Source organism: Knoellia subterranea KCTC 19937, from assembly GCF_000768685.1.
Taxonomy (GTDB): Bacteria; Actinomycetota; Actinomycetes; order Actinomycetales; family Dermatophilaceae; genus Knoellia; species Knoellia subterranea.
In genome coordinates, this window is the sequence record NZ_AVPK01000003.1 from 331,699 (window position 1) to 355,889 (window position 24,191).

Here is a 24,191-nt window from a genome sequence, read left to right on the forward strand (position 1 = left end):
CCCATGACGTTGCACCTCGAGCTGCTGCCCGAGGTCGACTGGTCCGTCCGGATCGTCGACCTCGGCAGCGGCTCGATTCTGTTCTCCCACAACGAGAACCAGCTCCTGTCGACGGCGAGCATCGGCAAGGTCTTCGCCCTCATCGAGCTGGCCGAGCGCCTGCGCGACGGCACCTTGGCGCTCGACCAACCGCTCGACCGGCGTCGGGTCACTCCGGTCGCCGACTCGGGGCTGTGGCAGCACCTGACCACCGACGTGTTGCCCCTCACCGACGTCGCAGCCCTCGTGGGTTCCGTCAGCGACAACTGGGCGACGAACGTCCTCATCGATCTCCTCGGCCTCGACGCCATCCGTGCGCGTGCGCGTGAGTGGGCACCCGGTGGGTCCGACCTCGTCGACGTCGTCCGCGGCCTGCGCGGCCCCGACGACCCTCCTCACCTCAGCCTCGGCTGCGCCGCCGACCTCACGACCGTGCTCGCGCGGCTCTGGGCCGACCGAGCCACCCCCGACGCCACGGGCAGTCGCGTCCTGGCCTGGCTCGCCCCCGGCATGGACCTCTCGATGGTCGCCTCCGCGTGGCACCAGGACCCGCTCTCGCACGCGGAGGAGTACGCCGGCCCGATCCTCACCCACAAGACCGGCACCAACCTCGGCGTCCGCGCCGACATCGGCATCATCGACAGCGCCGCCAACAACGTCGCCAACGGAGCCGCCCACAGCAGCACCGGCGCCGACACCACAAGCCGCGCCGCGGCATACGCCGTCCTCGCGAACTGGACCGAGAACCCACCCGGACACCGCCGCGACGAGGTGATGGACGCCCTCCACACCATCGGCCGGACCCTGCGTGCGCACCTCGCGTGACAGGCTGACCGCATGAGCGAGCACGGCCACACCCACTCCCACTTCGATGACGCGGCCGCGACGTGGGACGACGACCCCGCCAAGGTCGAACGCGCCCGCGCCACCGCCGCCCTCCTGCGCGGTGCCCTCGGCCTCGACGGCACCGAACGTGTCCTCGAGATCGGCGGCGGCACCGGCCAGCTCAGCCTCGCGCTCGCCGACGCGGTCGCGTCCGTCGTCATCACCGACGCCTCCACCGGCATGGTCGACGTCGCCCGCGCCAACATCGAGCGCGCTGGGCTCGCCGACCGGCTCACGGCGGAGCGCCTCGACCTGCTCGCCGACTCTGCCCCTGAGGGCACGTTCGACGGTGTCTGGTCCCAGCTCGCGATGCATCACGTCCATGAGCTCGACGCGCTGCTCACCCGCGTCCGCGCTCTCCTCGCTCCCGGTGGCTGGCTCGCCGTCATCGAGCTGGACGACGACCGCGCCCACGCCTTCCACGCCAGTCACACGGACTTCGACGGACACCATGGTTTCGATCGTGAATCGTTCGCAGATCGGTTGCGCGCCAACGGTTTCCGCGATGTCACGGTCCGTGATGCCGGCTCCGTCGAGAAGGAACTTGGTGGCGACGACCAGGGCCGCGGGACATTCGGCATGTTCCTCGCGATCGCGCACGCCTGACTACCGCTCATGTCCCGCACGCTGCGCGACGACCTCGGTCACGACGTCGTCCTTCCAGACCATCCCGTATGCCGGGTGGTCTCGCTCGTGCCCTCCCTCACCGAGGCGGTGGCCGCGACCGCACCCGACGCGCTGGTCGGTGCCACGGACTGGTGCACTCACCCGGCGGACCTCGACGTGGCCCGGGTGCGTGGCACGAAGAACCCCGACCGTGCCGCCATCGCCTCCCTCACGCCCGACCTCGTCATCGCCAACAAGGAGGAGAACCGCGAACTGGACGTGCGCCGGATGCGCGAGACCGGCATTCCCGTCTGGGTGACCGATATCGAGACGGTGCCGCAGGCGCTCACGTCGATGCGTCGACTCCTCGTCGAGGCCTGCGGCTGGGACGAGCCGGAGTGGCTCACCGAGGCGGCGGCGCTCTGGGCCGGTGACGTGCCCGAGCCGCGGGCGCGTGTTGTCGTCCCGATCTGGCGCGACCCGTGGATGGTCGTCGGGAGGCCGACCTTCACCGCCGACCTCCTGGCCCGGCTCGGGCTCGAGGTGACCACGGCAGGGGAGGAGGGTCGGTATCCGCACGTCGACCTCGCCGCCCTCGACGCAGCCGGTGCCGACCTTGTGCTCCTGCCCGACGAGCCCTACGTCTTCACTGCGGAGGATGGGCCAGAAGCGTTCTCCGCCACCGCAACTCGCCTCGTGAACGGCCGGTTGATCACGTGGTACGGCCCGTCCCTCGTCGACGCCCGCCATGCATTGGCTGGCCTCGCCGACGGGAACTGACCCGGCGGGCGTGTGGCGGGGTTGGGGCGTCAGTCCGAGTAGAGGACCTTGAAGCGCTCGCACACGACGGGCATGTCGCGGATGAACCCGTGGTCGTGCGTCGCGTGCTCGGTGAAGAAGCGCTCGTGCACCTCACGCCAGTGCTCCAGCGACCGGTCGCCCTCACCTTCGAGGAACGCGTGCTCCTCGCTCACCTCGTCGAACGGGACGAGGTCAACCTCGGTTGTCTCGATGAGTGCCCGCGGTCGGCCCTCGCCGTCGAGGATGATGCTCAACGTGCCCGGCTCGGGGAGGGTCTCGTCCTCGGCCTCGTAGTCCCACACCGCGCTCGCCGTCGCGGTCTTGGTGCCCTCGAGGACCAGCGCCAGCAGCTCGTCGTTGTGCTCGGGCGTGGCACCGAAACCCCAGGCCGGCGGCGGCACGGAGTCGAGGGGCGTCGGGCCGAAGTAGGTCGGCACCGCGTTGAGCTTGGCGTAGTGGCGGGCCGTATCCCAGAACTCGTGCACGGCCGCGTCGACCTCGGCGGTGTCGACCTCGCTCGCGTCGGCCTCCGGCTCGGGTCCGTCCGGGAGGTGGTCGTCGGCGGGCACGTCGTTGGGCTCGGTCATGTGCCAAGACTGCCATTCACACGACGCGCCTCCCGGCGAGACTGGCCCCGTGAAGGCCGTCGTCTATGCCGCCATTGATCAGCTCCCTGTCGTGCAGGAGGTGCCCGAACCGGTCTGCCCACCGGATGGTGCCGTTATCGCCGTGCGAGCAACGGGGGTGTGCCGGTCGGATTGGCACGCCTGGAAGGGGCACGACCCGGTCGACCTGCCGCACATCCCCGGGCACGAGTTCGCCGGCGTGGTCGTCGAGGTCGGGGCCGACGTGACCGGTTGGCACGTGGGCGACCGCGTCACGGCGCCCTTCGTGTGTGGGTGCGGGGTGTGCGAGTACTGCCTGGCCGGGGACGCCCAGGTGTGTCCGGATCAGACCCAGCCCGGGTTCACCGGCCCCGGATCGTTCGCCGAAAGGGTCGCGATCCGCGCCGCCGACACGAACCTCGTCGCCCTGCCCGACTCGATCGATTTCGTGACGGCTGCCTCGCTGGGGTGTCGGTTCGCGACGGCGTTCCGCGCCCTCACCGTCCACGGCCGGCTCCGCCGCGGAGACTGGTTGGCCGTCCACGGCTGCGGCGGAGTCGGGCTGTCCGCGGTGATGATCGGCGCGGCGCTCGGAGCCCGGGTCGTGGCCCTCGACATCTCCCCGGCGGCCCTGGACAAGGCCCGCGAACTCGGCGCTGACCACGTCATCGACGCCTCGACCGAACCCGACGCGGCAGCGGCCGTCCGCGACCTGACCGGTGGCGGAGCGCACGTCTCGCTCGACGCTCTCGGCCATCCCTGGACCGCGGCCGCCTCCGTCGCCTCACTGCGCCGACGCGGCCGCCACGTCCAGGTCGGCCTCCTCCTCGGGCCGGACGCGGCCGCACCCCTGCCGCTGGACCGGGTCATCGCCCACGAGCTCGAGGTCCACGGCTCCCACGGCATGGCGGCCCACGAGTACCCCGCAATGCTGGCCCTCATCGAGGACGGAACGCTCCGTCCCGAGCTGCTCATCGGGCGCGAGCTCACCCTCGACGAGGCCGGTCAGGCGCTCGCGGACATGGACCGTCCCGCGGCCACGCCGGGGCTCTCGGTCGTTCGCATCCGCGGGTGAGCGGACGGCATACCGGCGTCTGATCGGTCGGCCACACGCCCGTGACGGCGGCCTCGTCGGGGGCGGATTTCGTTCCCGCCCCGGTGTCCGTGTAGCATTCCCGACGCACTCAGGCCGGGTCGTGAACCGGGTCTGAAGACGCCCCCTTAGCTCAGTCGGCAGAGCGTTTCCATGGTAAGGAAAAGGTCGTCGGTTCGATTCCGACAGGGGGCTCTGGTCAAGGTCATCGCCACCGTGTGGTGGCCTCCGACCCCCAAGGCGGGGTAGCTCAGCTGGTTAGAGCGCACGACTCATAATCGTGAGGTCGCGGGATCGAGCCCCGCTCCCGCTACTCAGCGCGATTTCGGGGAATACCCGAGGTTGCGTATTCTGTTGTGCTGGCGTCGCACCCTTCACCTGTGGAGCGACACAGTCACACTTCACACGATCCACTTTTCGAGAGCAGGTTGCCCCGATGGCCAAGGCCACTGACGTCCGCCCCAAGATCACCCTGGCGTGCACGGAGTGCAAGGAGCGCAACTACATCACCAAGAAGAACCGTCGGAACGACCCCGACCGTCTCGAGCTGGCGAAGTTCTGCCCCCGCTGCAAGAAGCACACCGAGCACCGCGAGACCCGCTGATCCAGCGACTCGCACGCTGAGCTTCGACGAAGCCGCCCCACCATCCGGTGCCGGGCGGCTTCGTCGTTCCCCTGTCTCTAGAGTGTCCGCATGAGCGAAAGTTCCACGGTCAACGTCGCCTTCGAGGGACGCACCTACCCACCGAGTGGCCCGTATGCCGTGACCGCGGCTCAGATTGCCGCGTTCGCCGACGCCGTCGGCTCGGATGACCCGATGCACCGCGACCCCGAGGTCGCCCGCGCTGCCGGGTACGCCGACGTCATCGCGCCCCCGACGTTCGCCGTGAGCCTGTCGCAGCAGGCCGACCGGGCCTATGTCACCGACCCCGAGGCCGGCATCGACTTCAGCCGGGTGGTCCACGGCGAGATGCGGTTCGCCCACCACCGTCCGATCACGGCCGGGGACGAGATCCTCGCCGAGCTGACCGTCGACTCGATCCGCATGGCCGGCGGCCACGCGATGATCACGACCCGGGTCGAGCTGACGGCGACGGGTGAGCCGGTGTGCACGGCCACGTCGACCATCGTCGTGCGAGGAGGGGAGTGACCATGGCCGTGCGCACTGCTGCCGAGACCGAGGCCGGGGACGTCTTCGGGCCGGTGACCGTCCCCGTGGGTCGCGAGACGCTCGTGGCCTACGCGAACGCCTCCGGCGACCAGAACCCCATCCACCAGGACGAGCACTTCGCGAAGTCGGTCGGGCTCCCCGACGTCATCGCTCACGGCATGTGGACGATGGGTGCGGCCGGATCGGTCGTCTCGGACTGGGCTGGCGGCGCCGGCCGCGTCGTCGAGTTCGGTACCCGCTTCACCAAGCCCGTCGTCGTGCCCGCGTCGGGTGCCGAGGTGGTCATCGACGGTGTCGTCAAGGCCGTGGACCCTGAGACCGGTCGGGCAACGGTCGAGGTGACCGCGACGGCCGAGGGCGCCAAGGTCCTGGGTCGCTGCATCGCGATCGTCCAGCTCGACTGATGCGCGAGCTCCACGACGCACCCCTGGCCGAACTGACGACGATGCGGGTCGGGGGCCCGGCTCGTCGACTCGTGGTGGCGGAGTCGATCGACGAGATCGTCGACACCGTCCGCGAGGTCGACGACGCCGAGGAGCCGCTGCTCGTCCTGGGCGGTGGCTCGAACCTCGTCATCGCCGACTCCGGCTTCGCCGGGACCGTCCTGCGCATCGCGACGACGGGCATCGAGGTCGAGTCCGACGACTCGTGCGGCGGCGCGATGGTCCGGGTTGCTGCCGGCGAGGTCTGGGACGACGTCGTGGAGCGGGCCGTCGCGGAGGGATGGTCCGGGATCGAGGCCCTCTCCGGCATACCCGGTTCTGCGGGTGCGACGCCGGTGCAGAACGTCGGTGCCTATGGCCAGGAGGTCGCACAGACGATCGCCCGGGTGCGGGTCTGGGACCGGCAGACGCAGGAGGTGCGGACGCTCAGCGCGCCGGAGTGCCACTTCACCTATCGGCACTCGATCTTCAAGGCGAGCGCGCAGTACGTCGTGCTCGACGTGACCTTCCAGTTCCGCACGAGCGAGAAGTCGCAGCCGATTGCGTATGCGGATCTGGCGACAGGACTGGGGGTTGAGGTGGGTGCGCGAGTTCCGCTGGTCGACGCGCGCGAGGCGGTGCTCGAGCAGCGGCGTCGTCGGGGGATGGTGCTCGACGCCGGCGACCACGACACGTGGAGCTGCGGGTCGTTCTTCACCAATCCGATCATGTCCGCGTCGAGGTTCGACCAGTTGTCCGAGCGCGTGCGCTCCGAACTCGGTGACGACGGGCCGACGCCGCCGCGCTTCGCGGACGCGAGTGGCGACGTGAAGACGAGCGCCGCGTGGCTGATCGACAAGGCCGGTTTCGGAAAAGGCTTCGGTATGCCGGGTCCCGCCGCCCTGTCGACGAAGCACACGCTCGCGGTCACCAACCGTGGATCGGCGACGGCTGCAGACGTGGCCGCGCTGGCGCGCGAGGTGCGCGACGGAGTGCATGACCGCTTCGGCGTCACCCTCGTCAACGAGCCCGTCTTCGTCGGCCACGAGCTCTGAGGCGGTCGCTCGACGGGCGTGTGTCGCGCGGTGAGGGCCGGGCGTCGCGCTGTGGGTGGCCGCAGTCGAGCGGTGCGGGCAGTACTCGTCGGGTGTCGGGAAATGACGTGCCTTTGCTGCGCCAGGTGACGCAAGGAGGAACGGCGCACGATCTCGTCAGGCGGGCTCACGTCGTTGTGGTGTTCAGGCAGCGTCCTCCGTCGGGTCGTCGGGGCGGGCCGGTGACGGGCGGGGTGCGTACCAGAGCGGCTCCGGCCCCTTGTCGACGAAGAACTCCCGGTGCCACCACCAGTTGGGTGGATTGATCACGGCGCGAGTGTCGTGGTGGGCGGGAAAGCGTCGGCTCCCGTTCCGTATGCGGGCGAGCAGTTCGGTCTCGGACCACGACGATGGCTCGACGATGGTGGGTGAACCCGACTCGCCAGCCTGTTCGTCGGCGCAGCGGACCAGAGCGAGGGCGAAGCCCGTGCCGTCGAGGGCCTCCACGATGTCGTCGAGCTGGAATCGACCGGCGGCGCTCTCGAGCCGAGCGATGACGCTCGGCGAGCGCTCCCGCATGGCCGCATAGGCCCGTTGCGAGAGGCCGAGTCGGCGGCGATGGTCACGCAGGGCCAACCCCACCATGCGCGCGACCGTCATTTCCTTGATGGCGGTCGCGAGGTCAGCCCGGCGCCGCTCTTCCTGCTGTTCGGGTGTCATGCATCGAAGGTCACCCAGCCCGGCCGCCCGCGCCAGAGTCAACGACGCAATCTGTGGACAGTTCCACCCACCCCACCCACCTGTGGAGAACCTCGACCCTTCCCGACCTCCTCGTCCCGAAGCAAAGGCACCCCCATTCACCCCACCCTGTGCAGCACACCGCGACTGCTCCCGGAGCAGGAGCAAACTTCGATTGCTTCGCATGGTGAAGCACACCGCGGTTGCTTCGCGTTGCGGAGCGAAGGGGAGTGTCTTTGCTCCAGCAGGGGGAGCAAAGACACGTCTGTGGCTGATACCCCGTGAGGGTGCCGGCCACGCCCCGGCGGGCGCTCAGGTCGGGGTCGCCGCCAGCCAGGTGTCGATGTCGGCGAATGCCGTCTCGCGCACCTCTGTGGGCGCTCGCGACGCGCGCAGCGACGCGCGCGCCAAGGAGGCGAGCTCGGCGTCCGAGAACTCGAGCAACCGCGCCACTTCGTACTGCGCCACGAGCCGCGAACCGAAGATCAGCGGGTCGTCCGCCCCCAGCGCCACGGTCGCTCCAGCATCCACGAGGGTCCGCAGCGGGACGTCCTCGATCTCGTCATAGACGCCAAGCGAGAGGTTGCTTCCGGGACACACCTCCAGCGCCACCTCGTCCTCGACGACACGAGCCAGCGTGCGCGGATCCTCGACCGAACGGACACCGTGCCCGAGCCGGTCGGGCCGCAACGCGTCCAGCGTGCGATCGACCGCGTTCGGACCGAGCAGCTCCCCCGCATGCGGGACCAGAGCCAGCCCCGCCCGCCTCGCGATGTCGAAGGCCGCGGCGAACGCGTCCGTGTCCCCACGCCGCTCGTCGTTGCTCAGCCCGAACCCGACGACGGCACCCGGCCCCTCACCGGCATACCGGGCTGCCAGACGCGCCAAGGTGCGCGACTCGAGTTCATGCCGCATCCGGGACGCCGCGACGATCACGCCGACCTGAGCGGCGCCGGGCACCCGCGACACGGAGGCAGCCTCGTCGAGCACGATCTCCAGGGCAGGTGTGATCCCACCGACGAAACCGGCATACGAGGTCGGGTCGATCTGGATCTCGAGCCAGCGGGAGCCCTCGGCCCCGTCATCGAGCGCGGCCTCGCGCACGATCCGGCGCATGTCCGCCTCACCGCGCACACAGTGACGGGCAGCGTCATAGAGGCTCTGGAAGCGGAACCACCCACGTTCGTCGCGGGTCTCGAACGTCACCGGCCAGTCGGCCTCGAGCGCCGAGGGCAGCCGAAGGCCATGAGACGCCGACATCTCGCGCACCGTCTCGACCCGCATCGATCCCGTGAAGTGCAGATGCAGATGAGCCTTGGGCAGGACGGCGAGGTCGCGCAGGCCGCTCGGCGGCGGAGTCGTGGAGGCGCTCACTCCTCGACGATGCGCATCGCCGACTCCTCGGGCGACTCGCTCTCGCCGGGCGCGAACCCGTCATCGCCGATGAGTGCCTTCTCGTCGTCCTCGCGTGCACCCTCGTCGGGCGAGGTCAGCGACGAGCCGTCCAGGTCCTCGCCGGGGTCGCCCAGGAAGTCGTCCTCCGCGGGGATCGCGTCGGGGTCATCTCCGCCCACGTCGGACGGGTCGTCGAGTCCCGACTCGTTGTCGGGAGCGCCGTAGGCAGAGTTCGGGTCCGGCTCCTCCTGGGCGATGCGCTGGTCGATCGTCTCCTCCTGCGCCTGCTCAGAGGCGGTCGTACCCCACTCCGTCGCGCGCGACATCTGGTCCGGAGGAGTGGACGGAAGGCTGTCGCCCTCGCTGGAGTCGAGCAGGTCGGGCTGGCCGTCGCCGGCGTCCACCGCGTCGTCGAGGCTCACCGAGCCGAGGTCGTCGTCGAAGTTCTCCGTGCCGCTCGTCTCGCTCGTGTCGCTCATGCCTCACCTTTGCACGAGCGAGCGTCCCGAGTCAGCCCTGCGCGCCGCTGAGCTTCTCCGCAGCCGCGAGCAGGACGCACGTCGCGACCCCGGCCATCGCCGTCTCGACCTCGGCGAGGACGGGGAACGACGGTGCGAGCCGGATGTTGCGGTCACGCGGGTCGTTGCCGTGAGGGAAGGACGCACCCGCCGGGGTGAGCGCGATCCCCGCACCCTTGGCGAGTTCGACGACGCGGGAGGCGGTGCCGTCGAGGACGTCGAGATTGACGAAGTAGCCACCGGACGGCTTCGACCACGTCGCGACCTCGCGCCCGGCCAGCGCCGACTCCAACGCAGCGTCCACCGCAGCGAACTTCGGCGCGAGGATGTCGCGATGCTTGCGCATGTGCTCGCGCACGCCGTCGGCCGAGCCGAAGAACTGCACGTGGCGCAGCTGGTTGACCTTGTCCGGGCCGATCGAGGCGAACTGCTGGTTCGCGAGGTACCAGTCGACGTTGGCCTTCGACGCCGCGAGGAATGCCACACCCGCACCGGCGAACGTGATCTTCGACGTCGACGCGAACATCAGCGGCCGGTTGGGGTGACCCGAGCCGGACGCGAGCGTGATGATGTCGACGCTCTTGGCCTCGTCCTCGGTGAGGTGGTGGAACGCGTACGCGTTGTCCCAGAAGATCCGGAAGTCCGGCGCCGCCGTCTCCATGGATGCCAGCTCGGTCGCGACCTCCTGGGAGCACACGGCACCCGAAGGGTTGGCGTACGTCGGCACGATCCAGATTCCCTTGACCGCCGGGTCCGTGACGAGCTCACGCACGGCGGCGATGTCCGGGCCGTCCTCGTTCATCGGGACGGGGATCATCTCGATGCCGTAGTTGCCGAGCATCGTGAAGTGGCGGTCGTAGCCGGGGACGGGGCAGATGAACTTCACCGTCTCCTCCTTCGACCACGGCCGCGGCGAGTCGGGGCCCCCGTGGAGAAACAGCTGCACCAGGCAGTCGTGCATCATCGTCAGGCTCGAGTTGCCTCCGGCGATGACCTGCTCGGTCTCGACCCACAGCAGGTTCGCGAACATCTCGCGCAGCTCGGTCAGGCCGGACAGCCCGCCGTAGTTCCGGACGTCGACCCCGCCCGAATCCTTGTGTCCCTTCGGCAGCTCGAGCAGTTCGTTGCTGAGGTCGAGCTGCTCGACCGAGGGCTTGCCGCGCGTGAGGTCGAGCTTGAGCCCATGTGCCTGAAGGTCGGCGTATGCCGTTCGCTGCGTCTCGAGGAACGTCTCGAGTTCCGCGGGGGAGAGGGACGACAGGGGGGCGGCGGCGGTCTGCTCGGTCACGATGGCCATCGTGTCAGAGCCGTGGGCTTGGATCGAGACCATGTCACCGAGTGGGCTTCACGTCGTCGAGTTCGGTCCGACGGAGGGGACGCCGGTCGTGGCGATCCATGGTTGGTCCCCGGACCACCGCCTCATGACCGGCTTCCTGACAAGGAGCGGTCTCGGGAGGCGACACGACCGCGGAAGGCGAGCGGCCGGCATACCGACGCATCTATCCCGACCTCCCGGGCATGGGACGCTCGCCCGTCGGCGACACGGCGTCGACGAAGGACCTCGTCGACCGGGTCGAGCGCGAGGTGCCCTGACCTCCGCGCAGGGGACCTCTCCCCATGGCTGATGCCCGGCCGCTCCGGCAGGGTCGACGGGGACGGGCCGAGCACCGGTCCGCGTACCCACGGGAGGGAACATGAACACGTCCACGATGCGCCGCGTCCTCGGACTGGCGCTGGCAGCGGGCGCCGCCACGACGACGCTGGCAGTCGCCGGCGCCACGACGGCACCGCCGGCCCAGGCCGCAGACGGCTCGATCCGGGTCATCGCCGGAGTCATCGCGGCCGTTCTGATGGTCGTGTCCGCGATCGACCTCGACGTGCGCCGGCTGCCCGACCGCTTCACGTTGCCCTTGATTCCGGCGACAGCGGCCGGCCTGGCCGTCGTGGCGCTCGTCCACGGTGACCTGTCCAACTGGCTGCGAGCGGTGCTCGCCGGCCTTGCTGTGGGCGCGATCCATCTGGGACTCGCGTTCATCGGTGGCGGGACCGGCCTGGGTCTGGGTGACGTGAAGTTGTCGCCAACCCTTGGGATGCTGCTGGGGTGGCACTCGTGGACGCTCGCGTTCGCGGGAGTGTTCCTCGCGTTCGTCCTCGGCGGGCTTGTCGGCGTCGGACTCATCGTCATCGCCCGCCGGGATCGCAAATCAACGGTGCCCTTCGGACCGTTCATGGTCGCAGGGTGCCTCGCACTGCTGGCTGCGCCGGCGGTGTCGGCGTTTTCCTGACCCGGCAGGGGGCTCGCGATGCTCTCAGTAGGGGTTGCTCCCGTGGAAGGGGTTGCGCCGGTCCTCGATGACGGGGCCGGTGGCGCGCGGGGTGGATCTGGCGACCGCGAAGAGAACCGCCGTCCACGCTCCGAGGAACACCGCACCGAAGCCCATCCCCAGAGCAAGGATTCGTCGTGGCGGGCGGGGGTCCTCGAGAAGCACGACGGACTTGAGCCCAACACCCGTGCACGGTGCGACGACGTCGCCAGGACTCCACGCAGAAGCCGTCTCACCGATGACGACGAGCCGCTCACCGCGCACCTCGACTCGCTTCGTGCTGAGTTCCTCGACGACTGCCAGTTGGCTGTCCGAGCCGGTGCACTCGAACCCCTCGTCCGTGGGTTCGCCCCGACCGAGAACAGTGAGGTCGGTGTCACGCACCGGTTCCGGACCGCTCACGGTGACGGCCTGCCCAGCCGGGCCCTCCCCGCGAACGATGGGGTCGAGCGCCGCCAGGCTCAGCCACAGACCCAGGGCCACGCAGGTGGCGATGACGCAGCCGGCGAGGGCAGCCCAGCGGACGCTGTGCGCCAGGCGGACAACTTCGGGCCTCATGCCTTGCAGGCGTCCCAGGTGGCCCAGTTGGTGCCGTTGAAGTATTCGGCGGAGGCGACCGACTCATTCGGGAGCGCGAAGCCAGCCTTGGCACCGAGCCCTTCGACGAACCAGATGTCGCCCGACGCCTGGACGGTGGTGTTCTTCGACGTGTCATACGAGACGCGCGTGTGGTCACCGGTCGAGTTCGCGCGGTCGAAGAAGTCGCCCCACGCAGTCGGCAGAGGGTTGTAGAGCACGTTCTGGGCCGCGGTGCGATCGGCGTCGGTCTCGACCGGCAACGACCACGTCTCGACATCCCGGGTCCCGTCGCCCAGTGACTCGGTCGTCACGTCGGCGGACAGGAGAGTCGATCCCTTGTAGGTGGCTGCGACGATCACGCGGGCGTCCGGCCCGATGCTGCCGCTCTTGATCGAGATCGCGCCGGAGAGCGTGGCGGTCGCCTTGCCTTCGGCGAGGACCGTCGTCGTCCCGTCCGCGTTGGTGCGGACGCCCACGACGGCCGAACCGGCGAGCTTGGCCTCGGCCCCACCCACGAACGGCGTGATGACGGCCGACGCCTCGACACTGGCTCCGCCCAGGTAGGTGGTGCTGGTCGGCTCGGGAAGCGACTCGAACCCGGCACGTTCACCGACCCACTTCGTGACCGGCGCACCAACGTGCTTCGCGACGAAACCAAAGGGCCCCGGGGCCGTCTCAGCGGCCCCATCCACCACTTCGTTGAACGAGGCAGAGCGCGCGATGCTCTCTGCGGCGCCCTTGCTGTCCACGACGTAGGTCCGCTGCTCGACGGCGCGGACTCGGCCGTCCGCCGAGACGGACATGTCGTCGCCCCACCGCGTGCCGTTGATCTCGACACGCGCGTCCCAGCCGGCCCCGGTCTTGACTCCAGCATCGGAGATGTCCGAGACGGTGACGCGGTATTGCCCGTTGCTGAGCTTCTCGGTGTGCACCCCGCGACTGGTGCTGCCGACGCCGTTGAGGAAGGCCACCTCGCCATTGACCGAGTAGCCGTTGTTGTTCGTCGTGCACGGCTGAGTGGGCGTGCGGTCCTTCTCGCTCTCGAACTGGGGCATGGCGCACTCGCCCTGCCCGATCGTGAACACCTTGCAGACGACGGCGCTCACGGCCTGACCGACCGTCGGCGACGCGACGACCCCGCCGACGAGCGCCACGACGAGCGCGGCAACGGCAATGCTTCCCCCGTACTCCAGCGAGACTGCTCCCCGCTCCCGACGCATGCCTGGCCACCCCCCACGATGAAGTACTGTCGGGGCCACAGTAGTGGGCGCGACCCGGAGCGTGAAATGTTTCCGCCGGTTTGGTTCGGTCCGCAGGTTCCGTGGAGGGTGGGCGAGCGTGAGTTTCGGACGGGTTGCTCGGTGGCTCCTGCTCACCATCGGGCTGAGCGCCGTCGTGGGCATGGTGTCGCTCGTCGGAGTGGTCATGGGCGCGACGAAGGGCAGTCTTGCGACGGCGGTGCTGCTGCGCAGCGTTCTGGCGCTCGCGATCCTCTCGATCGCACTCGTCTGGGCCGTCGGCGCGTGGCGCCATGACCGTATGCCGTTCTTCCTCACCTCCGTGGGGTGTGCCTACCTGCTCCAGCCGTACGCCTTCACCGGACAGGTCCTTGCCGCTCAGTTCCTCTCGGGCAACCCCTGGATCAGGACCCTCATCGACGCCGCCATCTGGATGGGGGTGGCTGCCTATGTCGTGGTGCGTCAGCGCCAACGTCATCCGTGGGAACCCGAGCCGGTCGACCTAGGAGTTCTGAGATGAATCTCAACGACACTGCGCGGACGACCCGCCGCTTTTTCCTCATCGCCGCGGGGTCGAGCATCCTCGCTGCGTGCTCGTCCGGGGAGGAGGTCCTGCCTGAGCGCCTCGAGCGGATCAAGCCGTCGGAGACCCCGGTCAGCCCGCTCGTGCCGGGGACTGTGCCGATCGACTTCCGCACGATCTCCGGGGAAGGCTTCAAGGTCTCGATCCCGGCGGCGTGGAAGGACTCGATGAAGCCCGCCGGTGAGGAGACGCCGCCGGCCTATCTCTTCGATGCTCAGGACCGACCCGCTGACTCGCCCGTCCGCGTCGGCGTCGTCATCGACGCAGACCCGAAGGCCGACGTGATCGAGCAGTCCCACGTGCTCGAGGTCAGCAAGACGGCGGCTGGCGTCGAGGACGTCACGCGCAGCCTCATCACCTGGCCGGGAACCACGCGTGCCGTCCTCATCGACTGGTCCGAGGCGGCCGGTGGGTCGTCGGGTGCCGAGTACCGCACGCGTCAGCTGATGGCGCAGGTCTCGTCCAAGAGGATCATCAACGTCGTGGCCACCGCTCCCGCGACCGAGTTCGAGACCCTGCCGATGAACGAGATCCTCGCGACCTTCGTCGTGGTGCCGTAGGGCTCAGGCCGGAGGCGCGGCCTCGCGGCACGTTCCCGTCAGGACCGCCCGACGTACACGTGCTTGATTTCGCCTCCGGAGCAGGTGACTTCTCCCGGAGCCTGGAAGCCCTCGAGTTGGCCGACCGGATACAGAGTCGTGTCGCCGAGCCGGGCTGTGTCGGTGTCCTCCGGCTTCACGAGTCGCGGGGTGCCACCACCCGTCACCGAGCACAGCGACGGATCCGGTCGGCCACCGGGACGCGGGTCGCTCCCGTCCTCGGACGACACCCACACCATGGGCGTGCCCGTGGCCTCCTGCACGGTGAGGGCGTGGCCCGCCATGGCGTCGGCGAAGAGTTCGACCTCACCTCCCGAGCTGCCGCTGCAGGCCGCGATGCCCGTGGCGAGGGCGATGGTGAGAACGGTCGTGGTGAGGCGCTTCATGACACCCATCGTGACAAACCCGTCTCGGACCTGCCCGTCGTGGCCCGAGACCCGCTCACGAACCGAAGCGGCGGATACCTCGTCCACGAGGGTGGATCAGGCCGGCGATGCCGAGGGCCGCGATGCCACCCACGACGAACGCCAGTGGCACGGACCGCACCCCGACGTCGGTCGGCATCACGGCGAGTTCCTCGCCGGCGGCCAGGGTTGGGTTGCACGTCACGCTGTCTCCGACGACGGTGGTGCCGAGGACCACCACGGGTACGTACGGCTCGCCACGGAGGACCCGGGTTCCGACCGAGTCGACGTCCGGCCGAACCAGAAGTTCCGCCTCACGTCCCTCCCGCAGGAGTGAGCACCCGAACAACTTCGGCTCGGCGGGATCCCGATCCTCTCCCAAGGCAAAAATGGTCGAGCCGGGATCGAAGAGGGGGGACGCACGCAACTCGACTGGCGTGGCGGGAGTGAGGCGGACGACGTCAGTGCGCTGCTGCGTCCACGCGTAGGCACCGATCCCGATCGCGGTCAGCCCGCCGAGCATCAGCAGCACACTGCCGACGACCCCGAGAAGGTGGCTTCGGTTCGTGCTGCTGCGCTGTCGTCTGCGTTGTCTTCTCGGTGTCTTCACTCTTGGTTGGCCTTTGGGCTTGGCGTGTGCGACGTGTAGCGTAACGCCCGGACGCCGGAGGGGTGCGCCATGCGGGTGCGTCGTGGAGCGTTCAAATGTCGAGGTTGATTCGGGGGATCCGTGTGAACGCAACTCAGGTCGTTGTCGTCGTCCTGGACTCGACGCTCCCCGCCGACACCCTCCGCCCGTGGCTGGCCCACGAGCGTCGCGTCGCGCTCGTCGGCCCCGGAAGAATCGCTGACCTCGGCCAGCTGAGCGACGATCTCGGGGCAACGCATGTCGTGATCGCCGCACGGCACCCCGACGGTCGAGCGGCTCGCCTCGCCGCGACGATCCTCGCCGGCGCCCGACCGCGGGTGGCCGTTGCGCACCGCGTCGGTGCGACCAGCGCGATCGCCCTGGCCGCAAGCGCCGTGACCGCTCTGGAGTCCCACACGGACCCCGGTGGGGTGCTCGCGACCTTCGACCAGATGGTCGCCCGTTCCGTCGGCGGCATGTGGTTGCACAAGGTGACCGGGCTCCAGTACCCCAAGCCCGGCTTCGGAATGCACGTCCGGTCCCTCGTCAGCCGTGGCTTCGTGGCGTCCATGACCCCTGTCCCGCAGATCAGCCGGGCGCTCGCGCTCAGCGACGACCTGCAGACGGTGCTGGTCGGTGCCGAGGAGACCTCTCGCGAGTTCACCGCAATGCAGGGAGTGAGCGCTGGTCGCCGGTTGCAGTCGGTCCCGGCGATCTCCGACGTGACTCGGGCCCACGGGTCGCGCGGCGTCGAGTTCGTTGCCCTCGCCCCGGTGTCCGCCCCGACGCTCGCACCCAACCCGTGCCCGTCGTGCGGCGCTCGGTCCGCCGTCCAGATCTGCCAGTACTGCCATGTTCACCTGCGTGTTTCGGAGCCTGCATGAATCCTCGTCAGCGTCGCGGTCTGGTCTTCATGGCCATCTCCGTGCTCGTGGCCCTCGCGACCTTCTTCGTCGTCACCGGCTACGTCTCCAACGTCAACAGCCAGGTCGGCTCCCGGGTCACGGTGTACCGCGCGACCAAGGCGATCGAGCCCTACACCGCACTCAGTGCGGACAACCTCGAACCGGTCGAGGTCCCCGAGCGATGGGTGTCGAAGTCCTCGGTGCTCCGCATGGACGACCTCCAGGGGCGCCGCGTGGGCTTCCGTCTCAACGCCGGCTCCACGGTGTCCGGTGACATGCTCATCCCGAGCTCGAGCCTCAAGCAGGACGAGCGAGAGGTCGCGGTCAACGTCAACTCGGTGACGGGTGTGGCCGGCCGAGTCCGCCCCGGCGACCGAGTGGACATCTACGCCGTGTTCGCGGAGGTGCCCGGCCTCCCGAAGACGGTCAAGGTGCTCGCACGGGACATCCGCGTCGTGTCGATCGCCGGCGAGCAGCAGGTCACGAAGTCAGACGAGCAAGGTGTCGAGGAGCAGTCCGTCATCCCCGTCACCCTCGCCGTGGTGCCCAAGGTCGCGATGAGCCTCACGTATGCCGCGAACTTCGCTGCGGAGGTGCGACTGGTTGCCCTCCCGAACGACGTCGGCACGAACCGCAACGGCGAGATCGACAAGTTTGACGCCTCGCAGCTCGGCGGCAAGGCGATCCCCGAAGGAGTGGACCAGTGACCCAAGTTGTCATCGGTATCGAGAACGAGAACCTCGTTGCCGACCTCATGTCCCTGCTCGAGGAGATGGACGGCTACTCCGTCCGGGCCGTGGCGAAGTCGCCGAGCGAGTTGGTCGACCTGACGGCCCGCCTCGAGCCAGATGTGGTCTTCGTCCACGAGACCCTCGGCATCGAGCCGGTCACGCAGACGATCCGGGACATCATGAGCCGACGCCCGGCGACCGCCATCCTTCAGGTGTCTCAGGTTCGCAGCGCATCGACGGTCATCAAGGCGATGGAGGACGGCGCGCGGGGTGTCGTCGCCTATCCGTTCGCCTACGAGGACGTATCGACCCGTGTGCTCGCGGCCACCGAATGGGGCGAGCAGATGAAGGCCGTGCTCGCCGGCGCGGCAGTCACCAACTCGTCGCGTGGTCAGGTCGTCGCCGTCGTCGGCGCCAAGGGTGGGGTCGGCACGACGACCGTCGCCTCCCACCTCGCCTACGACTACCTGCGTGACAACCCGCACGAGCGGGTCTGCCTCGTCGACGTCGACATCGAGAAGGGGGACGTCGGCGCCATCTTCGAGGTTCGGCAGTCGGTCTCCATCGCTGACGTCGCCAAGATCTCCGGCGACCTCTCGCCCGTCGTCGTGCACGACGCCGTCATCGAGCACGAGTCCGGGTTGCACCTGCTGCTCGCCCCCCTCGATGTCCGCGAAGGCGAGTTCGTCAGCCCCGAGGCCCTGCGGGCCATCGTCGCCCTCCTGCGCCGCGACTTCGACCTCGTCATCCTTGACGGCGGCGGCCACGTCTCGCCGGCCCAGGCAGCCATCGTCGAGCTCGCGGGCGAGTGCCTCGTCGTCACCACGCCCGACGTCCTGTCGATGCGCGCCCTGCGTCGCCGGATGATCGCCTGGGAAGCGCTGGGTGTCCGCGAGGAGGCCGCGTTCAAGGTCCTCGTCAACAAGGTCGACCGAGCCAGTCTCTTCCCGGCCAGCGCGGTGAACAAGCTCACGACGGCCCACGTCGTCTCCACGACCATCCCGTTGTCGCCCCGCGTGCTCGAGCCATCGATCAACGACCGTGACCCGGGCGCGGTGACCGAGGTGGCCTGGTGGAGCCTGATCAAGGGACTTCGTCAGGAGCTGGGGCTGGCCAGGGGGCCGGCGCCGGCGCCACAGGGTGTGTCGAAGAAACGGCGGGGGCGCAAGAAGAAGTCAGCCGAGACGGAGGGTGGCGACGAGACCCAGGCAACTGTGCGTGAACCCGCGATGGCAGGGCGAGGCAGGGAGGCGGGTGCTGTCGGCCTCGAGACCGTGGGCATCCTCCCCGCGGCAGTTCTGCTGTGCCTCATCGGTTGGCAGACCGCGGTCACGGGCTTCTCTTTCATCTACGCCGGCCACGCGTCGTCGGTCGCCGCCCGCGAATACTCCGTCACTGGAGACAAGGTCGAAGCGACGCAGGCGGCCCGCAAAGCCGTTCCCGGGTCGCTGCGTTCAGGGGTGTCGGTCTCGACCAGTGGCAAGCGTGTCTCGGTCACCGTGCCCATCGTCAAGGGCTGGCCCGGAAGCGTGCTGCCGACCCAGCTCACGAGTACCCGTACCGTCGTGAGGGAGCAGTGATGCGTCGGCTGCGCTCGGAGCGCGGCGCCGCAGCCCTCGAGGTGGCAGGCGTCGCGCCGCTCGTGATCTTCGCGGCCCTCGTCGCGCTGCAGTTCGGCGTGGCCGCCTGGACCATCATCTCGACCGGTCAGGCCGCGCGTGACGGTGCGCGGGCCTACTCGTTGGGCGACGACCCGCGGACGGCTGCGGAGGGTGCTCTCCCGGGTGTCATGGAGATCGGGGGCGACGGTGGCAGTCTCTCCGGTGAGGGATACACGTACCGGGTCACCGTCAAGGTGCCCACGGTGGTCAAGCTCAATCTCGGATCGGTGACCCGCAGCGCGACCATGCCGGTGATCAAGTGAACGACTACAGCTCCTTCACTGGCGGCCAGGTCGCCGTTGCGACCAAGGAAGACGACAGCCTGGTCGCGACGTTCCGCCGGATGCTGCTCGAGGAGGTCGACCTCCACGAGCTGAGCAAGATCGACGCCAACCAGCGGCGCGCCCGGCTCGAACGAGTCATCGCCCACCTCGTGTCCCGCGAGGGCGTCATCCTCTCGGCCAGTGAGCGCAATCAACTCGTTCGTCGCGTCGTCGACGAGGCCGTCGGGCTCGGTGTCCTCGAGCCGATCCTCAATGACCCGGGTGTCAGCGAGATCATGATCAACGGGCACGACACCATCTTTGTCGAGCGCAGCGGCAAGCTCGAGCGATGGCCCGCGCTGTTCAGCAGTGAGGAGCAGCTCCTCCAGACCATCGACCGCATCGTGTCCACGGTCAACCGTCGCGTCGACGAGTCGAGTCCCATGGTGGACGCGCGACTTCCCGCAGACAGCCGTATGCCGCGCGGCGCGCGCGTCAACGTCGTGCTCCCGCCGCTCAGCCTCAACGGTCCGACGGTGACGATCCGACTCTTTCCGATGGCGCTCAGCCTCAGCCAACTCATGGAGCGCGACTCCATCGACCGCCGTTCCGCGCTGCTTCTGAAGGCCTGCGTCGAGGCACGTCTCAATGTCGTCGTCTCGGGTGGCACCGGTTCGGGCAAGACCACCCTGCTCAACGCGCTGTCGTCGTTCATCTCGCCCAGCGAGCGGATCGTCACCATCGAGGACGCGGCCGAGCTCAGCCTCGACCAGCCGCACACGATCCGGTTGGAGACCCGACCCGCCAACGTCGAGGGCCGCGGCCAGGTCTCCATCCGTGACCTCGTGCGCAACAGCCTCCGCATGCGGCCGGACCGGATCATCGTCGGTGAGTGCCGCGGCGGCGAGGCGCTCGACATGCTCCAGGCGATGAACACCGGCCATGAGGGCTCACTCACCACGGTGCACGCCAACACCCCCGACGATGCCCTGTCTCGCCTCGAGACGTTGGCGTCGATGAGTGACGTCGAGGTGCCCTTCCACGCTCTCCGCGACCAGGTGAACTCCGCCATCGACGTCATCGTCCAGCTCAACCGTCTCGCGGACGGAAGTCGTCGCGTCGTCGATGTGTCGTGGGTGTCCAGTCGGCGCCAGGAGGACTTCGATCTCGTCCCGCTCATGCGCTACGTGATCGATCGGAGTGATCCCACGAAGCCGGTGGGCCAGTTCGAGGTCTTCGATCTACCTGAGAGGTTCCGCCATCGTCTCCTCGCAGGCGGCGCCGACCTCTCGCAGCTCGAGGTGACCTGATGGTCGTCCTCGCGATCCTCGTCGGCTCGCTCGTCGCGTCGTTCCTCTTCATGCTGGCGATCCGGCAGTTTGTGGGCATCGTGGCGTCTCGCCGACGCGCGATCGGAGCGGCTGAGTTCTCACGCACGGACCGCGACTTCTCGCTCGTGCGCGACCTCGACGAGCGGCTCCAGGGCACCAAGGTGGGCAAATGGCTCGCGAAACAGCTCGACCTCGCCGGCCTGTCGCATCGTCCCATCGTCGTCCTCGGTCTCGGTGTTGCGGCCGGTGTCGTTGTCACTTACGTCCTGTGGAATTTCGTGTCGACACTCCTCGCCGTGTTGGGCGCCGTCGTCGCCGTGTTCGCGGTGCGCCGATACCTCACCCGTGCACAGACCCGACGACGTGAGGCCTTCATCGGCCAGTTGCCCGAACTCGCCCGTGTGTTGGCCAACGCCAGTCATGCTGGCCTCTCCCTCCCCACGGCGATCGGCATCGCTGGCACTGAACTGCCCGAGCCGGCGAAGTCGGAGCTCACCCGTGTGGCCACTCGGCTGAAGTTCGGCGCCCCCCTCGACACGGCCATCCATGAGCTCAATGACCGGGTCGGATCCCGTGAGACGAACGTCCTCATGGCCACCCTGGTCGTCGCGTCCCGTAGTGGCGGCTCGCTGGTCACGGCCCTGCGTGACATCGCAGAGACGCTCGACCAGCGGAAGGAGACGAGGCGCGAGGTCACGACGATCCTGTCCCAGTCGATCGCCTCGTCGAACCTCGTCATCGTCATGGGATTCGCGATGCTCCTGCTGCTCAACGGGATCAAAGAAGGCACGGTCGACCGGATGATCCGTGAGCCAATCGGCCAGATCTCCCTCGTGGTCGGAGGAGCGCTCTTTGCCGCCGGCTACACCCTGATTCGCCGCATGTCGAGGATCGAACCATGACCGTCCTCGCAGCCATCGTGCCGGGCCTGGTGGCCACGCTCGCCGTGGTGCTCCTGCTCCGCGGCTACCAGCTGTTGCGCACCGACGCCGACGTGGGACTCAGCGCCGATGAGGTGCTCTACCTCAACAAGTCGGCGCGCGAACGAGCAGGCAGCCAGAGCGCCCTCATGGCGTTGTCCTACAAGCTTGTCCCAAAGCTCCGTTCTGCCCTGCCCCGCAACGCCGTGCGCTGGCTGCAGCAGCAGGTCGACATGGCAGGGCGACCCAAGGGCCTCGACGTCGACTCGGTGCTCGCGAAGTTCGTCATGTGGGGCCTGGTCCTCACTCCGATCTTCGTCATCGGCGTCCTGCGGGGCGAACTGCTCTACATCGTTCTTCCTGTCGTGATCGTCGGGATCCTGCCGCTCGCTCAGCTCTCGGGGATGGCACGCAAGCGGCGTGAGGCGATCGACCGCGACCTCCCGGACTTCCTCGACGTTCTCGCCGTCACCGTGAGCGCCGGTCTGGGCTTTCGGTCGGCGCTGTCCACCGTGGCAGATCGGTTCGGAGGAGCCATCTCCGACGAGATCACCACAGTCCTGCACCAGATCACCAATGGCGCCAGTGTTCGTTCAGCCTTTGCGGCGATGCGCGATCGTACGAGGTCGGAGCCCGTCAACGAGTTCGTCACGGCCTATCTCCAGGCAGAGGAGCTGGGTGCCCCACTCGCCGACACGCTCAACCAGATCGCTGCCGACATACGGCGCGGGACGGCCCAACGGATGCGTCAGCGAGCCTCGAAGATCGAGCCGAGGATCAGCCTCGTCATGACCATGGTCCTCATCCCCGGGGCCCTCGTCATCCTTGTGGGCGGCATGGTCCTCGCGATGGGTGCCGACCAACTCGGAGGCATGTTCGGTGGTTAGCCACGGCCACCTCGGGGTGTCGATTCCGCTCCGGCGCCTGACCCAGGTCGTTCTTCTCGCCCGGCTGGTCGCGCTCGCCACTGGGCTTGTCGTCGTCACCGGTACGAAGATCACCCTGCCCATGACGTTGGGCTTCTTGGTCGTGGGCCTGACGAGCTTCTATGGGCTGATGCACACCACGCTGCTTGGCCTGGTGCGGCGCCATCCGATTCTGGCCATGCTCGATGCTCTACTGCTCTCGGCGATCGTTGCTCTCAACGGCATCGACAGCCCGTTGCTGCTGGCTGCCCTCACGACAGCTCTTCTGCTCGGCTTGTGGCTCGAGCCGCTGAGCGGCGCGATCGTCATGGTGTGTCTCGTCAGCCTCTACATCGGTGCTGCTCTCGTCGGGCCGGACGCTGGGACTCAGGCATTCACGTCCTGGGTGACGATTCCCTTCGTGTACGTCACGCTGTGGCTGCTCGGCCTGACGATGCGCACCTCGCTGGACGCCGAGGCGAAAGCACAGGAGACGTTGCGCGACGCCGTGGTGACAGCCGCGGCGACCGAGGAACGGACCCGATTGGCGCGAGAGTTGCACGACTCTCTGGCCAAGTCCCTTCAGGGCATCGCCCTCACGGCCACGGCCCTGCCGCTTCAGGTTGAACGTCAGCCGGAGCGAGCGGTGGAATCAGCCTCGGCCATTCGCGAGATGGCGACGACCGCCGTGCACGACGTGCGCGGGGTCATGGGGGACCTGCGGTCGCGCACGTCCGAGGGAACCCTCGGTGAGGCGAGCACCCAGGTCGTGCTCGGTTGGGCGACCCGCACCGGTCGCAGCCCGCAACTCGAGATCGCTGACGTCGACACCCCCGACGAGGCGACGCGCTACGAGTTGCTCGCGGTGCTCGAGGAAGCCCTCGACAACACCCACCGCCACGCCGGACCGTGCCTGGTCACCGTGCGCCTGCGTGAAGAGGGCACACACCTGGAACTCACCGTCCGCGACACCGGCACCGGCTTCGACCCTGATCAGTTGGCACTGGCGCAGGCGGCCGGGCACGGCGGCGTGCGGGGTATGCACGAGCGTCTCGCCCGGGTCGGCGGCTGGGCGACCATCGACAGCGAGCCAGGACGGGGGACGACCCTCACCTGCACGGTGCCGCTTCTCAGTAGGGTCGAGCGATGACAGTCAGGGTCGGAATCGTCGACGACAGCGACATCATGCGTCGCGGCCTACTCGCGCTTCTGGGCACCGACCCCGAGATAGACGTCATTGGACAGGCTGGTGACGGCGACGAGGCCATCGAGCTCGTCAAGAACGAACGCCCGGATGTCCTCCTCCTGGACGTGCGGATGCCCCGGCGTGACGGCCTCTCCATCGTCAAGGAGATCGCCGACCAGACGCGCATCCTCATGCTCACCTTCACCGACGACGACGCGAGCATCCAGCGCGCCCTCGCCGACGGAGCCGCTGGTTATCTCATCCACGGCACGTTCGACGCCGACTCGTTGGCACACATGGTTCGGGCGACCGCCAGTGGTGCGGCACCGTTCTCTCAGGCGGCTCTTCGTGCGGTTCAGCAGGGTCCGGTGAGTGGCTCAGCACCGGCCAGTGACCAGGATCCGCTCGGTCTCAGCCCGCGTCAGGCGGAGGTCATGGACCTCATCGCCGAGGGGCGGAGCAACAGCGACATCGCTGGCCACCTCTTCCTCGCCGAGAAGACGGTGAAGAACCACATCAACCAGATCTTCGCGATCCTCGGTGTCACCAGCCGGGCAGAGGCGATCGTCCGCTGGCTCGGGCGCTAGCCCTTCACCGCCTGGGTGGTGGGTCTGGAGGTTGGGTCCG

At 68.7% G+C, this 24,191-nt stretch carries 29 protein-coding genes and 2 tRNA genes; 22 read left to right on the forward strand and 9 right to left on the reverse strand.

Annotated features, from left to right (window positions below):
- Positions 1-3: 3 nt before the first annotated feature.
- The 3 genes from N803_RS07620 to N803_RS07630 are packed head-to-tail and all read left to right on the forward strand — an operon-like array spanning position 4 to position 2,310.
- Positions 4-864 carry a serine hydrolase gene (locus N803_RS07620; protein ID WP_035903885.1) on the forward strand — a complete coding sequence of 287 codons (861 nt, stop codon included), beginning with the start codon at positions 4-6 and terminating at the stop codon, positions 862-864.
- Between the two features lie 12 nt (positions 865-876).
- Complete coding sequence (locus N803_RS07625) at positions 877-1,530, forward strand: class I SAM-dependent methyltransferase (RefSeq protein ID WP_035903887.1); 654 nt, start codon at positions 877-879, stop codon at positions 1,528-1,530.
- Between the two features lie 9 nt (positions 1,531-1,539).
- Positions 1,540-2,310, forward strand: a complete 771-nt coding sequence (locus N803_RS07630) for a helical backbone metal receptor (protein ID WP_035903889.1) — start codon at positions 1,540-1,542, stop codon at positions 2,308-2,310.
- A 29-nt stretch (positions 2,311-2,339) separates the two neighbouring features.
- Here N803_RS07630 and N803_RS07635 read toward each other — a convergent pair whose 3' ends face one another.
- A complete protein-coding gene (locus tag N803_RS07635; protein WP_084764236.1) occupies positions 2,340-2,918 on the reverse strand; it encodes an ASCH domain-containing protein in 579 nt (192 codons plus the stop codon).
- A 49-nt stretch (positions 2,919-2,967) separates the two neighbouring features.
- Here N803_RS07635 and N803_RS07640 point away from each other — a divergent pair, with 49 nt between their 5' ends.
- From N803_RS07640 to N803_RS07670, 7 genes are all read left to right on the forward strand, one after another.
- Positions 2,968-4,011 carry a zinc-dependent alcohol dehydrogenase family protein gene (locus N803_RS07640; protein WP_035903890.1) on the forward strand — a complete coding sequence of 348 codons (1,044 nt, stop codon included), beginning with the start codon at positions 2,968-2,970 and terminating at the stop codon, positions 4,009-4,011.
- A 140-nt stretch (positions 4,012-4,151) separates the two neighbouring features.
- Positions 4,152-4,224, forward strand: a tRNA-Thr gene (locus tag N803_RS07645).
- Between the two features lie 44 nt (positions 4,225-4,268).
- Positions 4,269-4,342: transfer RNA gene (locus N803_RS07650), tRNA-Met, on the forward strand.
- Positions 4,343-4,465: 123 nt separating this feature from the next.
- Positions 4,466-4,633 (forward strand): 50S ribosomal protein L33, encoded by a 168-nt coding sequence (gene rpmG / locus N803_RS07655; protein WP_009776014.1) that lies wholly within the window; start codon positions 4,466-4,468, stop codon positions 4,631-4,633.
- A 90-nt stretch (positions 4,634-4,723) separates the two neighbouring features.
- The gene (locus N803_RS07660; protein WP_035903892.1) at positions 4,724-5,179 is read left to right on the forward strand and encodes an FAS1-like dehydratase domain-containing protein; all 456 of its coding nucleotides are present in this window, start codon (positions 4,724-4,726) and stop codon (positions 5,177-5,179) included.
- A 2-nt stretch (positions 5,180-5,181) separates the two neighbouring features.
- Entirely contained in the window at positions 5,182-5,604 is a 423-nt protein-coding gene (locus N803_RS07665) for a MaoC/PaaZ C-terminal domain-containing protein (RefSeq protein WP_035903893.1), read from the forward strand.
- Complete coding sequence (locus N803_RS07670) at positions 5,604-6,677, forward strand: UDP-N-acetylmuramate dehydrogenase (RefSeq protein ID WP_035903894.1); 1,074 nt, start codon at positions 5,604-5,606, stop codon at positions 6,675-6,677. The genes N803_RS07665 and N803_RS07670 overlap by 1 nt, the downstream gene beginning before the upstream one ends.
- Positions 6,678-6,860: 183 nt before the next feature.
- Here the strand turns inward: N803_RS07670 and N803_RS07675 are convergent, their stop codons facing one another.
- From N803_RS07675 to N803_RS07690, 4 genes are all read right to left on the reverse strand, one after another.
- Positions 6,861-7,376 (reverse strand): helix-turn-helix domain-containing protein, encoded by a 516-nt coding sequence (locus N803_RS07675; RefSeq protein WP_035903895.1) that lies wholly within the window; start codon positions 7,374-7,376, stop codon positions 6,861-6,863.
- 330 nt (positions 7,377-7,706) lie between these two features.
- Positions 7,707-8,768 carry an adenosine deaminase gene (locus tag N803_RS07680; RefSeq protein WP_425402401.1) on the reverse strand — a complete coding sequence of 354 codons (1,062 nt, stop codon included), beginning with the start codon at positions 8,766-8,768 and terminating at the stop codon, positions 7,707-7,709.
- On the reverse strand, positions 8,765-9,268 hold the full coding sequence (locus N803_RS07685; RefSeq protein WP_035903896.1) for a DUF5709 domain-containing protein: 504 nt from the start codon (positions 9,266-9,268) through the stop codon (positions 8,765-8,767). The genes N803_RS07680 and N803_RS07685 overlap by 4 nt, the downstream gene beginning before the upstream one ends.
- 31 nt (positions 9,269-9,299) lie before the next feature.
- Positions 9,300-10,604 carry an aspartate aminotransferase type Ic gene (locus tag N803_RS07690; RefSeq protein ID WP_035904025.1) on the reverse strand — a complete coding sequence of 435 codons (1,305 nt, stop codon included), beginning with the start codon at positions 10,602-10,604 and terminating at the stop codon, positions 9,300-9,302.
- A gap of 397 nt (positions 10,605-11,001) precedes the next feature.
- On the opposite strand from N803_RS07690, the gene N803_RS07695 reads away from it, so the two are divergent.
- Positions 11,002-11,592, forward strand: a complete 591-nt coding sequence (locus tag N803_RS07695) for a prepilin peptidase (RefSeq protein ID WP_052112022.1) — start codon at positions 11,002-11,004, stop codon at positions 11,590-11,592.
- Positions 11,593-11,616: 24 nt separating this feature from the next.
- Here the strand turns inward: N803_RS07695 and N803_RS07700 are convergent, their stop codons facing one another.
- A complete protein-coding gene (locus N803_RS07700) occupies positions 11,617-12,189 on the reverse strand; it encodes a hypothetical protein (protein WP_035903897.1) in 573 nt (190 codons plus the stop codon).
- Entirely contained in the window at positions 12,186-13,430 is a 1,245-nt protein-coding gene (locus N803_RS07705) for a hypothetical protein (protein ID WP_035903898.1), read from the reverse strand. The genes N803_RS07700 and N803_RS07705 overlap by 4 nt, the downstream gene beginning before the upstream one ends.
- A 118-nt stretch (positions 13,431-13,548) precedes the next feature.
- On the opposite strand from N803_RS07705, the gene N803_RS07710 reads away from it, so the two are divergent.
- Both N803_RS07710 and N803_RS07715 read left to right on the forward strand, forming a co-directional pair.
- Entirely contained in the window at positions 13,549-13,968 is a 420-nt protein-coding gene (locus N803_RS07710; protein ID WP_035903899.1) for a hypothetical protein, read from the forward strand.
- Positions 13,965-14,591, forward strand: a complete 627-nt coding sequence (locus tag N803_RS07715) for a hypothetical protein (protein WP_035903900.1) — start codon at positions 13,965-13,967, stop codon at positions 14,589-14,591. Before N803_RS07710 ends, N803_RS07715 begins: the two co-directional genes overlap by 4 nt.
- 38 nt (positions 14,592-14,629) lie before the next feature.
- Here the strand turns inward: N803_RS07715 and N803_RS07720 are convergent, their stop codons facing one another.
- Positions 14,630-15,016 carry a hypothetical protein gene (locus tag N803_RS07720; RefSeq protein WP_156969690.1) on the reverse strand — a complete coding sequence of 129 codons (387 nt, stop codon included), beginning with the start codon at positions 15,014-15,016 and terminating at the stop codon, positions 14,630-14,632.
- 55 nt (positions 15,017-15,071) lie between these two features.
- Positions 15,072-15,557: a hypothetical protein gene (locus tag N803_RS07725; RefSeq protein ID WP_156969691.1), complete on the reverse strand. Its 486-nt coding sequence runs from the start codon at positions 15,555-15,557 to the stop codon at positions 15,072-15,074.
- 209 nt (positions 15,558-15,766) lie between these two features.
- On the opposite strand from N803_RS07725, the gene N803_RS07730 reads away from it, so the two are divergent.
- The 9 genes from N803_RS07730 to N803_RS07770 are packed head-to-tail and all read left to right on the forward strand — an operon-like array spanning position 15,767 to position 24,151.
- The gene (locus N803_RS07730) at positions 15,767-16,546 is read left to right on the forward strand and encodes a hypothetical protein (RefSeq protein WP_035903905.1); all 780 of its coding nucleotides are present in this window, start codon (positions 15,767-15,769) and stop codon (positions 16,544-16,546) included.
- Positions 16,543-17,274, forward strand: coding sequence for a Flp pilus assembly protein CpaB (gene cpaB, locus N803_RS07735; protein ID WP_035903906.1), 732 nt, complete (start codon positions 16,543-16,545; stop codon positions 17,272-17,274). Before N803_RS07730 ends, cpaB begins: the two co-directional genes overlap by 4 nt.
- Complete coding sequence (locus tag N803_RS07740; RefSeq protein ID WP_052112023.1) at positions 17,271-18,878, forward strand: P-loop NTPase; 1,608 nt, start codon at positions 17,271-17,273, stop codon at positions 18,876-18,878. The genes cpaB and N803_RS07740 overlap by 4 nt, the downstream gene beginning before the upstream one ends.
- The gene (locus tag N803_RS07745; RefSeq protein WP_035903907.1) at positions 18,878-19,222 is read left to right on the forward strand and encodes a TadE/TadG family type IV pilus assembly protein; all 345 of its coding nucleotides are present in this window, start codon (positions 18,878-18,880) and stop codon (positions 19,220-19,222) included. The genes N803_RS07740 and N803_RS07745 overlap by 1 nt, the downstream gene beginning before the upstream one ends.
- The gene (locus tag N803_RS07750; protein ID WP_052112024.1) at positions 19,219-20,532 is read left to right on the forward strand and encodes a TadA family conjugal transfer-associated ATPase; all 1,314 of its coding nucleotides are present in this window, start codon (positions 19,219-19,221) and stop codon (positions 20,530-20,532) included. Before N803_RS07745 ends, N803_RS07750 begins: the two co-directional genes overlap by 4 nt.
- Positions 20,532-21,455, forward strand: coding sequence for a type II secretion system F family protein (locus N803_RS07755; protein ID WP_035903908.1), 924 nt, complete (start codon positions 20,532-20,534; stop codon positions 21,453-21,455). The genes N803_RS07750 and N803_RS07755 overlap by 1 nt, the downstream gene beginning before the upstream one ends.
- Positions 21,452-22,360: a type II secretion system F family protein gene (locus tag N803_RS07760; protein ID WP_035903909.1), complete on the forward strand. Its 909-nt coding sequence runs from the start codon at positions 21,452-21,454 to the stop codon at positions 22,358-22,360. Before N803_RS07755 ends, N803_RS07760 begins: the two co-directional genes overlap by 4 nt.
- A gap of 16 nt (positions 22,361-22,376) precedes the next feature.
- Positions 22,377-23,528 carry a sensor histidine kinase gene (locus N803_RS07765; RefSeq protein ID WP_035903910.1) on the forward strand — a complete coding sequence of 384 codons (1,152 nt, stop codon included), beginning with the start codon at positions 22,377-22,379 and terminating at the stop codon, positions 23,526-23,528.
- Complete coding sequence (locus tag N803_RS07770) at positions 23,525-24,151, forward strand: response regulator (protein WP_035903911.1); 627 nt, start codon at positions 23,525-23,527, stop codon at positions 24,149-24,151. The genes N803_RS07765 and N803_RS07770 overlap by 4 nt, the downstream gene beginning before the upstream one ends.
- The last annotated feature ends 40 nt before the right edge of the window (positions 24,152-24,191 follow it).

Coding starts and splice junctions, on each gene's coding strand:
- N803_RS07665 (WP_035903893.1), top strand. CDS start 5,182: ATGGCCGTGCGCACTGCTGCCGAGACCGAGGCCGGGGACGTCTTCGGG.
- N803_RS07705 (WP_035903898.1), bottom strand. CDS start 13,430: ATGCGTCGGGAGCGGGGAGCAGTCTCGCTGGAGTACGGGGGAAGCATT.
- N803_RS07690 (WP_035904025.1), bottom strand. CDS start 10,604: ATGGCCATCGTGACCGAGCAGACCGCCGCCGCCCCCCTGTCGTCCCTC.
- N803_RS07660 (WP_035903892.1), top strand. CDS start 4,724: ATGAGCGAAAGTTCCACGGTCAACGTCGCCTTCGAGGGACGCACCTAC.
- N803_RS07725 (WP_156969691.1), bottom strand. CDS start 15,557: ATGCTCGGCGGGCTGACCGCGATCGGGATCGGTGCCTACGCGTGGACG.
- N803_RS07620 (WP_035903885.1), top strand. CDS start 4: ATGACGTTGCACCTCGAGCTGCTGCCCGAGGTCGACTGGTCCGTCCGG.
- N803_RS07745 (WP_035903907.1), top strand. CDS start 18,878: ATGCGTCGGCTGCGCTCGGAGCGCGGCGCCGCAGCCCTCGAGGTGGCA.
- N803_RS07630 (WP_035903889.1), top strand. CDS start 1,540: ATGTCCCGCACGCTGCGCGACGACCTCGGTCACGACGTCGTCCTTCCA.
- N803_RS07675 (WP_035903895.1), bottom strand. CDS start 7,376: ATGACACCCGAACAGCAGGAAGAGCGGCGCCGGGCTGACCTCGCGACC.
- N803_RS07635 (WP_084764236.1), bottom strand. CDS start 2,918: ATGACCGAGCCCAACGACGTGCCCGCCGACGACCACCTCCCGGACGGA.
- N803_RS07625 (WP_035903887.1), top strand. CDS start 877: ATGAGCGAGCACGGCCACACCCACTCCCACTTCGATGACGCGGCCGCG.
- N803_RS07755 (WP_035903908.1), top strand. CDS start 20,532: ATGGTCGTCCTCGCGATCCTCGTCGGCTCGCTCGTCGCGTCGTTCCTC.
- N803_RS07685 (WP_035903896.1), bottom strand. CDS start 9,268: ATGAGCGACACGAGCGAGACGAGCGGCACGGAGAACTTCGACGACGAC.
- N803_RS07670 (WP_035903894.1), top strand. CDS start 5,604: ATGCGCGAGCTCCACGACGCACCCCTGGCCGAACTGACGACGATGCGG.
- N803_RS07720 (WP_156969690.1), bottom strand. CDS start 15,016: ATGAAGCGCCTCACCACGACCGTTCTCACCATCGCCCTCGCCACGGGC.
- rpmG (WP_009776014.1), top strand. CDS start 4,466: ATGGCCAAGGCCACTGACGTCCGCCCCAAGATCACCCTGGCGTGCACG.
- N803_RS07760 (WP_035903909.1), top strand. CDS start 21,452: ATGACCGTCCTCGCAGCCATCGTGCCGGGCCTGGTGGCCACGCTCGCC.
- N803_RS07770 (WP_035903911.1), top strand. CDS start 23,525: ATGACAGTCAGGGTCGGAATCGTCGACGACAGCGACATCATGCGTCGC.
- N803_RS07715 (WP_035903900.1), top strand. CDS start 13,965: ATGAATCTCAACGACACTGCGCGGACGACCCGCCGCTTTTTCCTCATC.
- cpaB (WP_035903906.1), top strand. CDS start 16,543: ATGAATCCTCGTCAGCGTCGCGGTCTGGTCTTCATGGCCATCTCCGTG.
- N803_RS07700 (WP_035903897.1), bottom strand. CDS start 12,189: ATGAGGCCCGAAGTTGTCCGCCTGGCGCACAGCGTCCGCTGGGCTGCC.
- N803_RS07695 (WP_052112022.1), top strand. CDS start 11,002: ATGAACACGTCCACGATGCGCCGCGTCCTCGGACTGGCGCTGGCAGCG.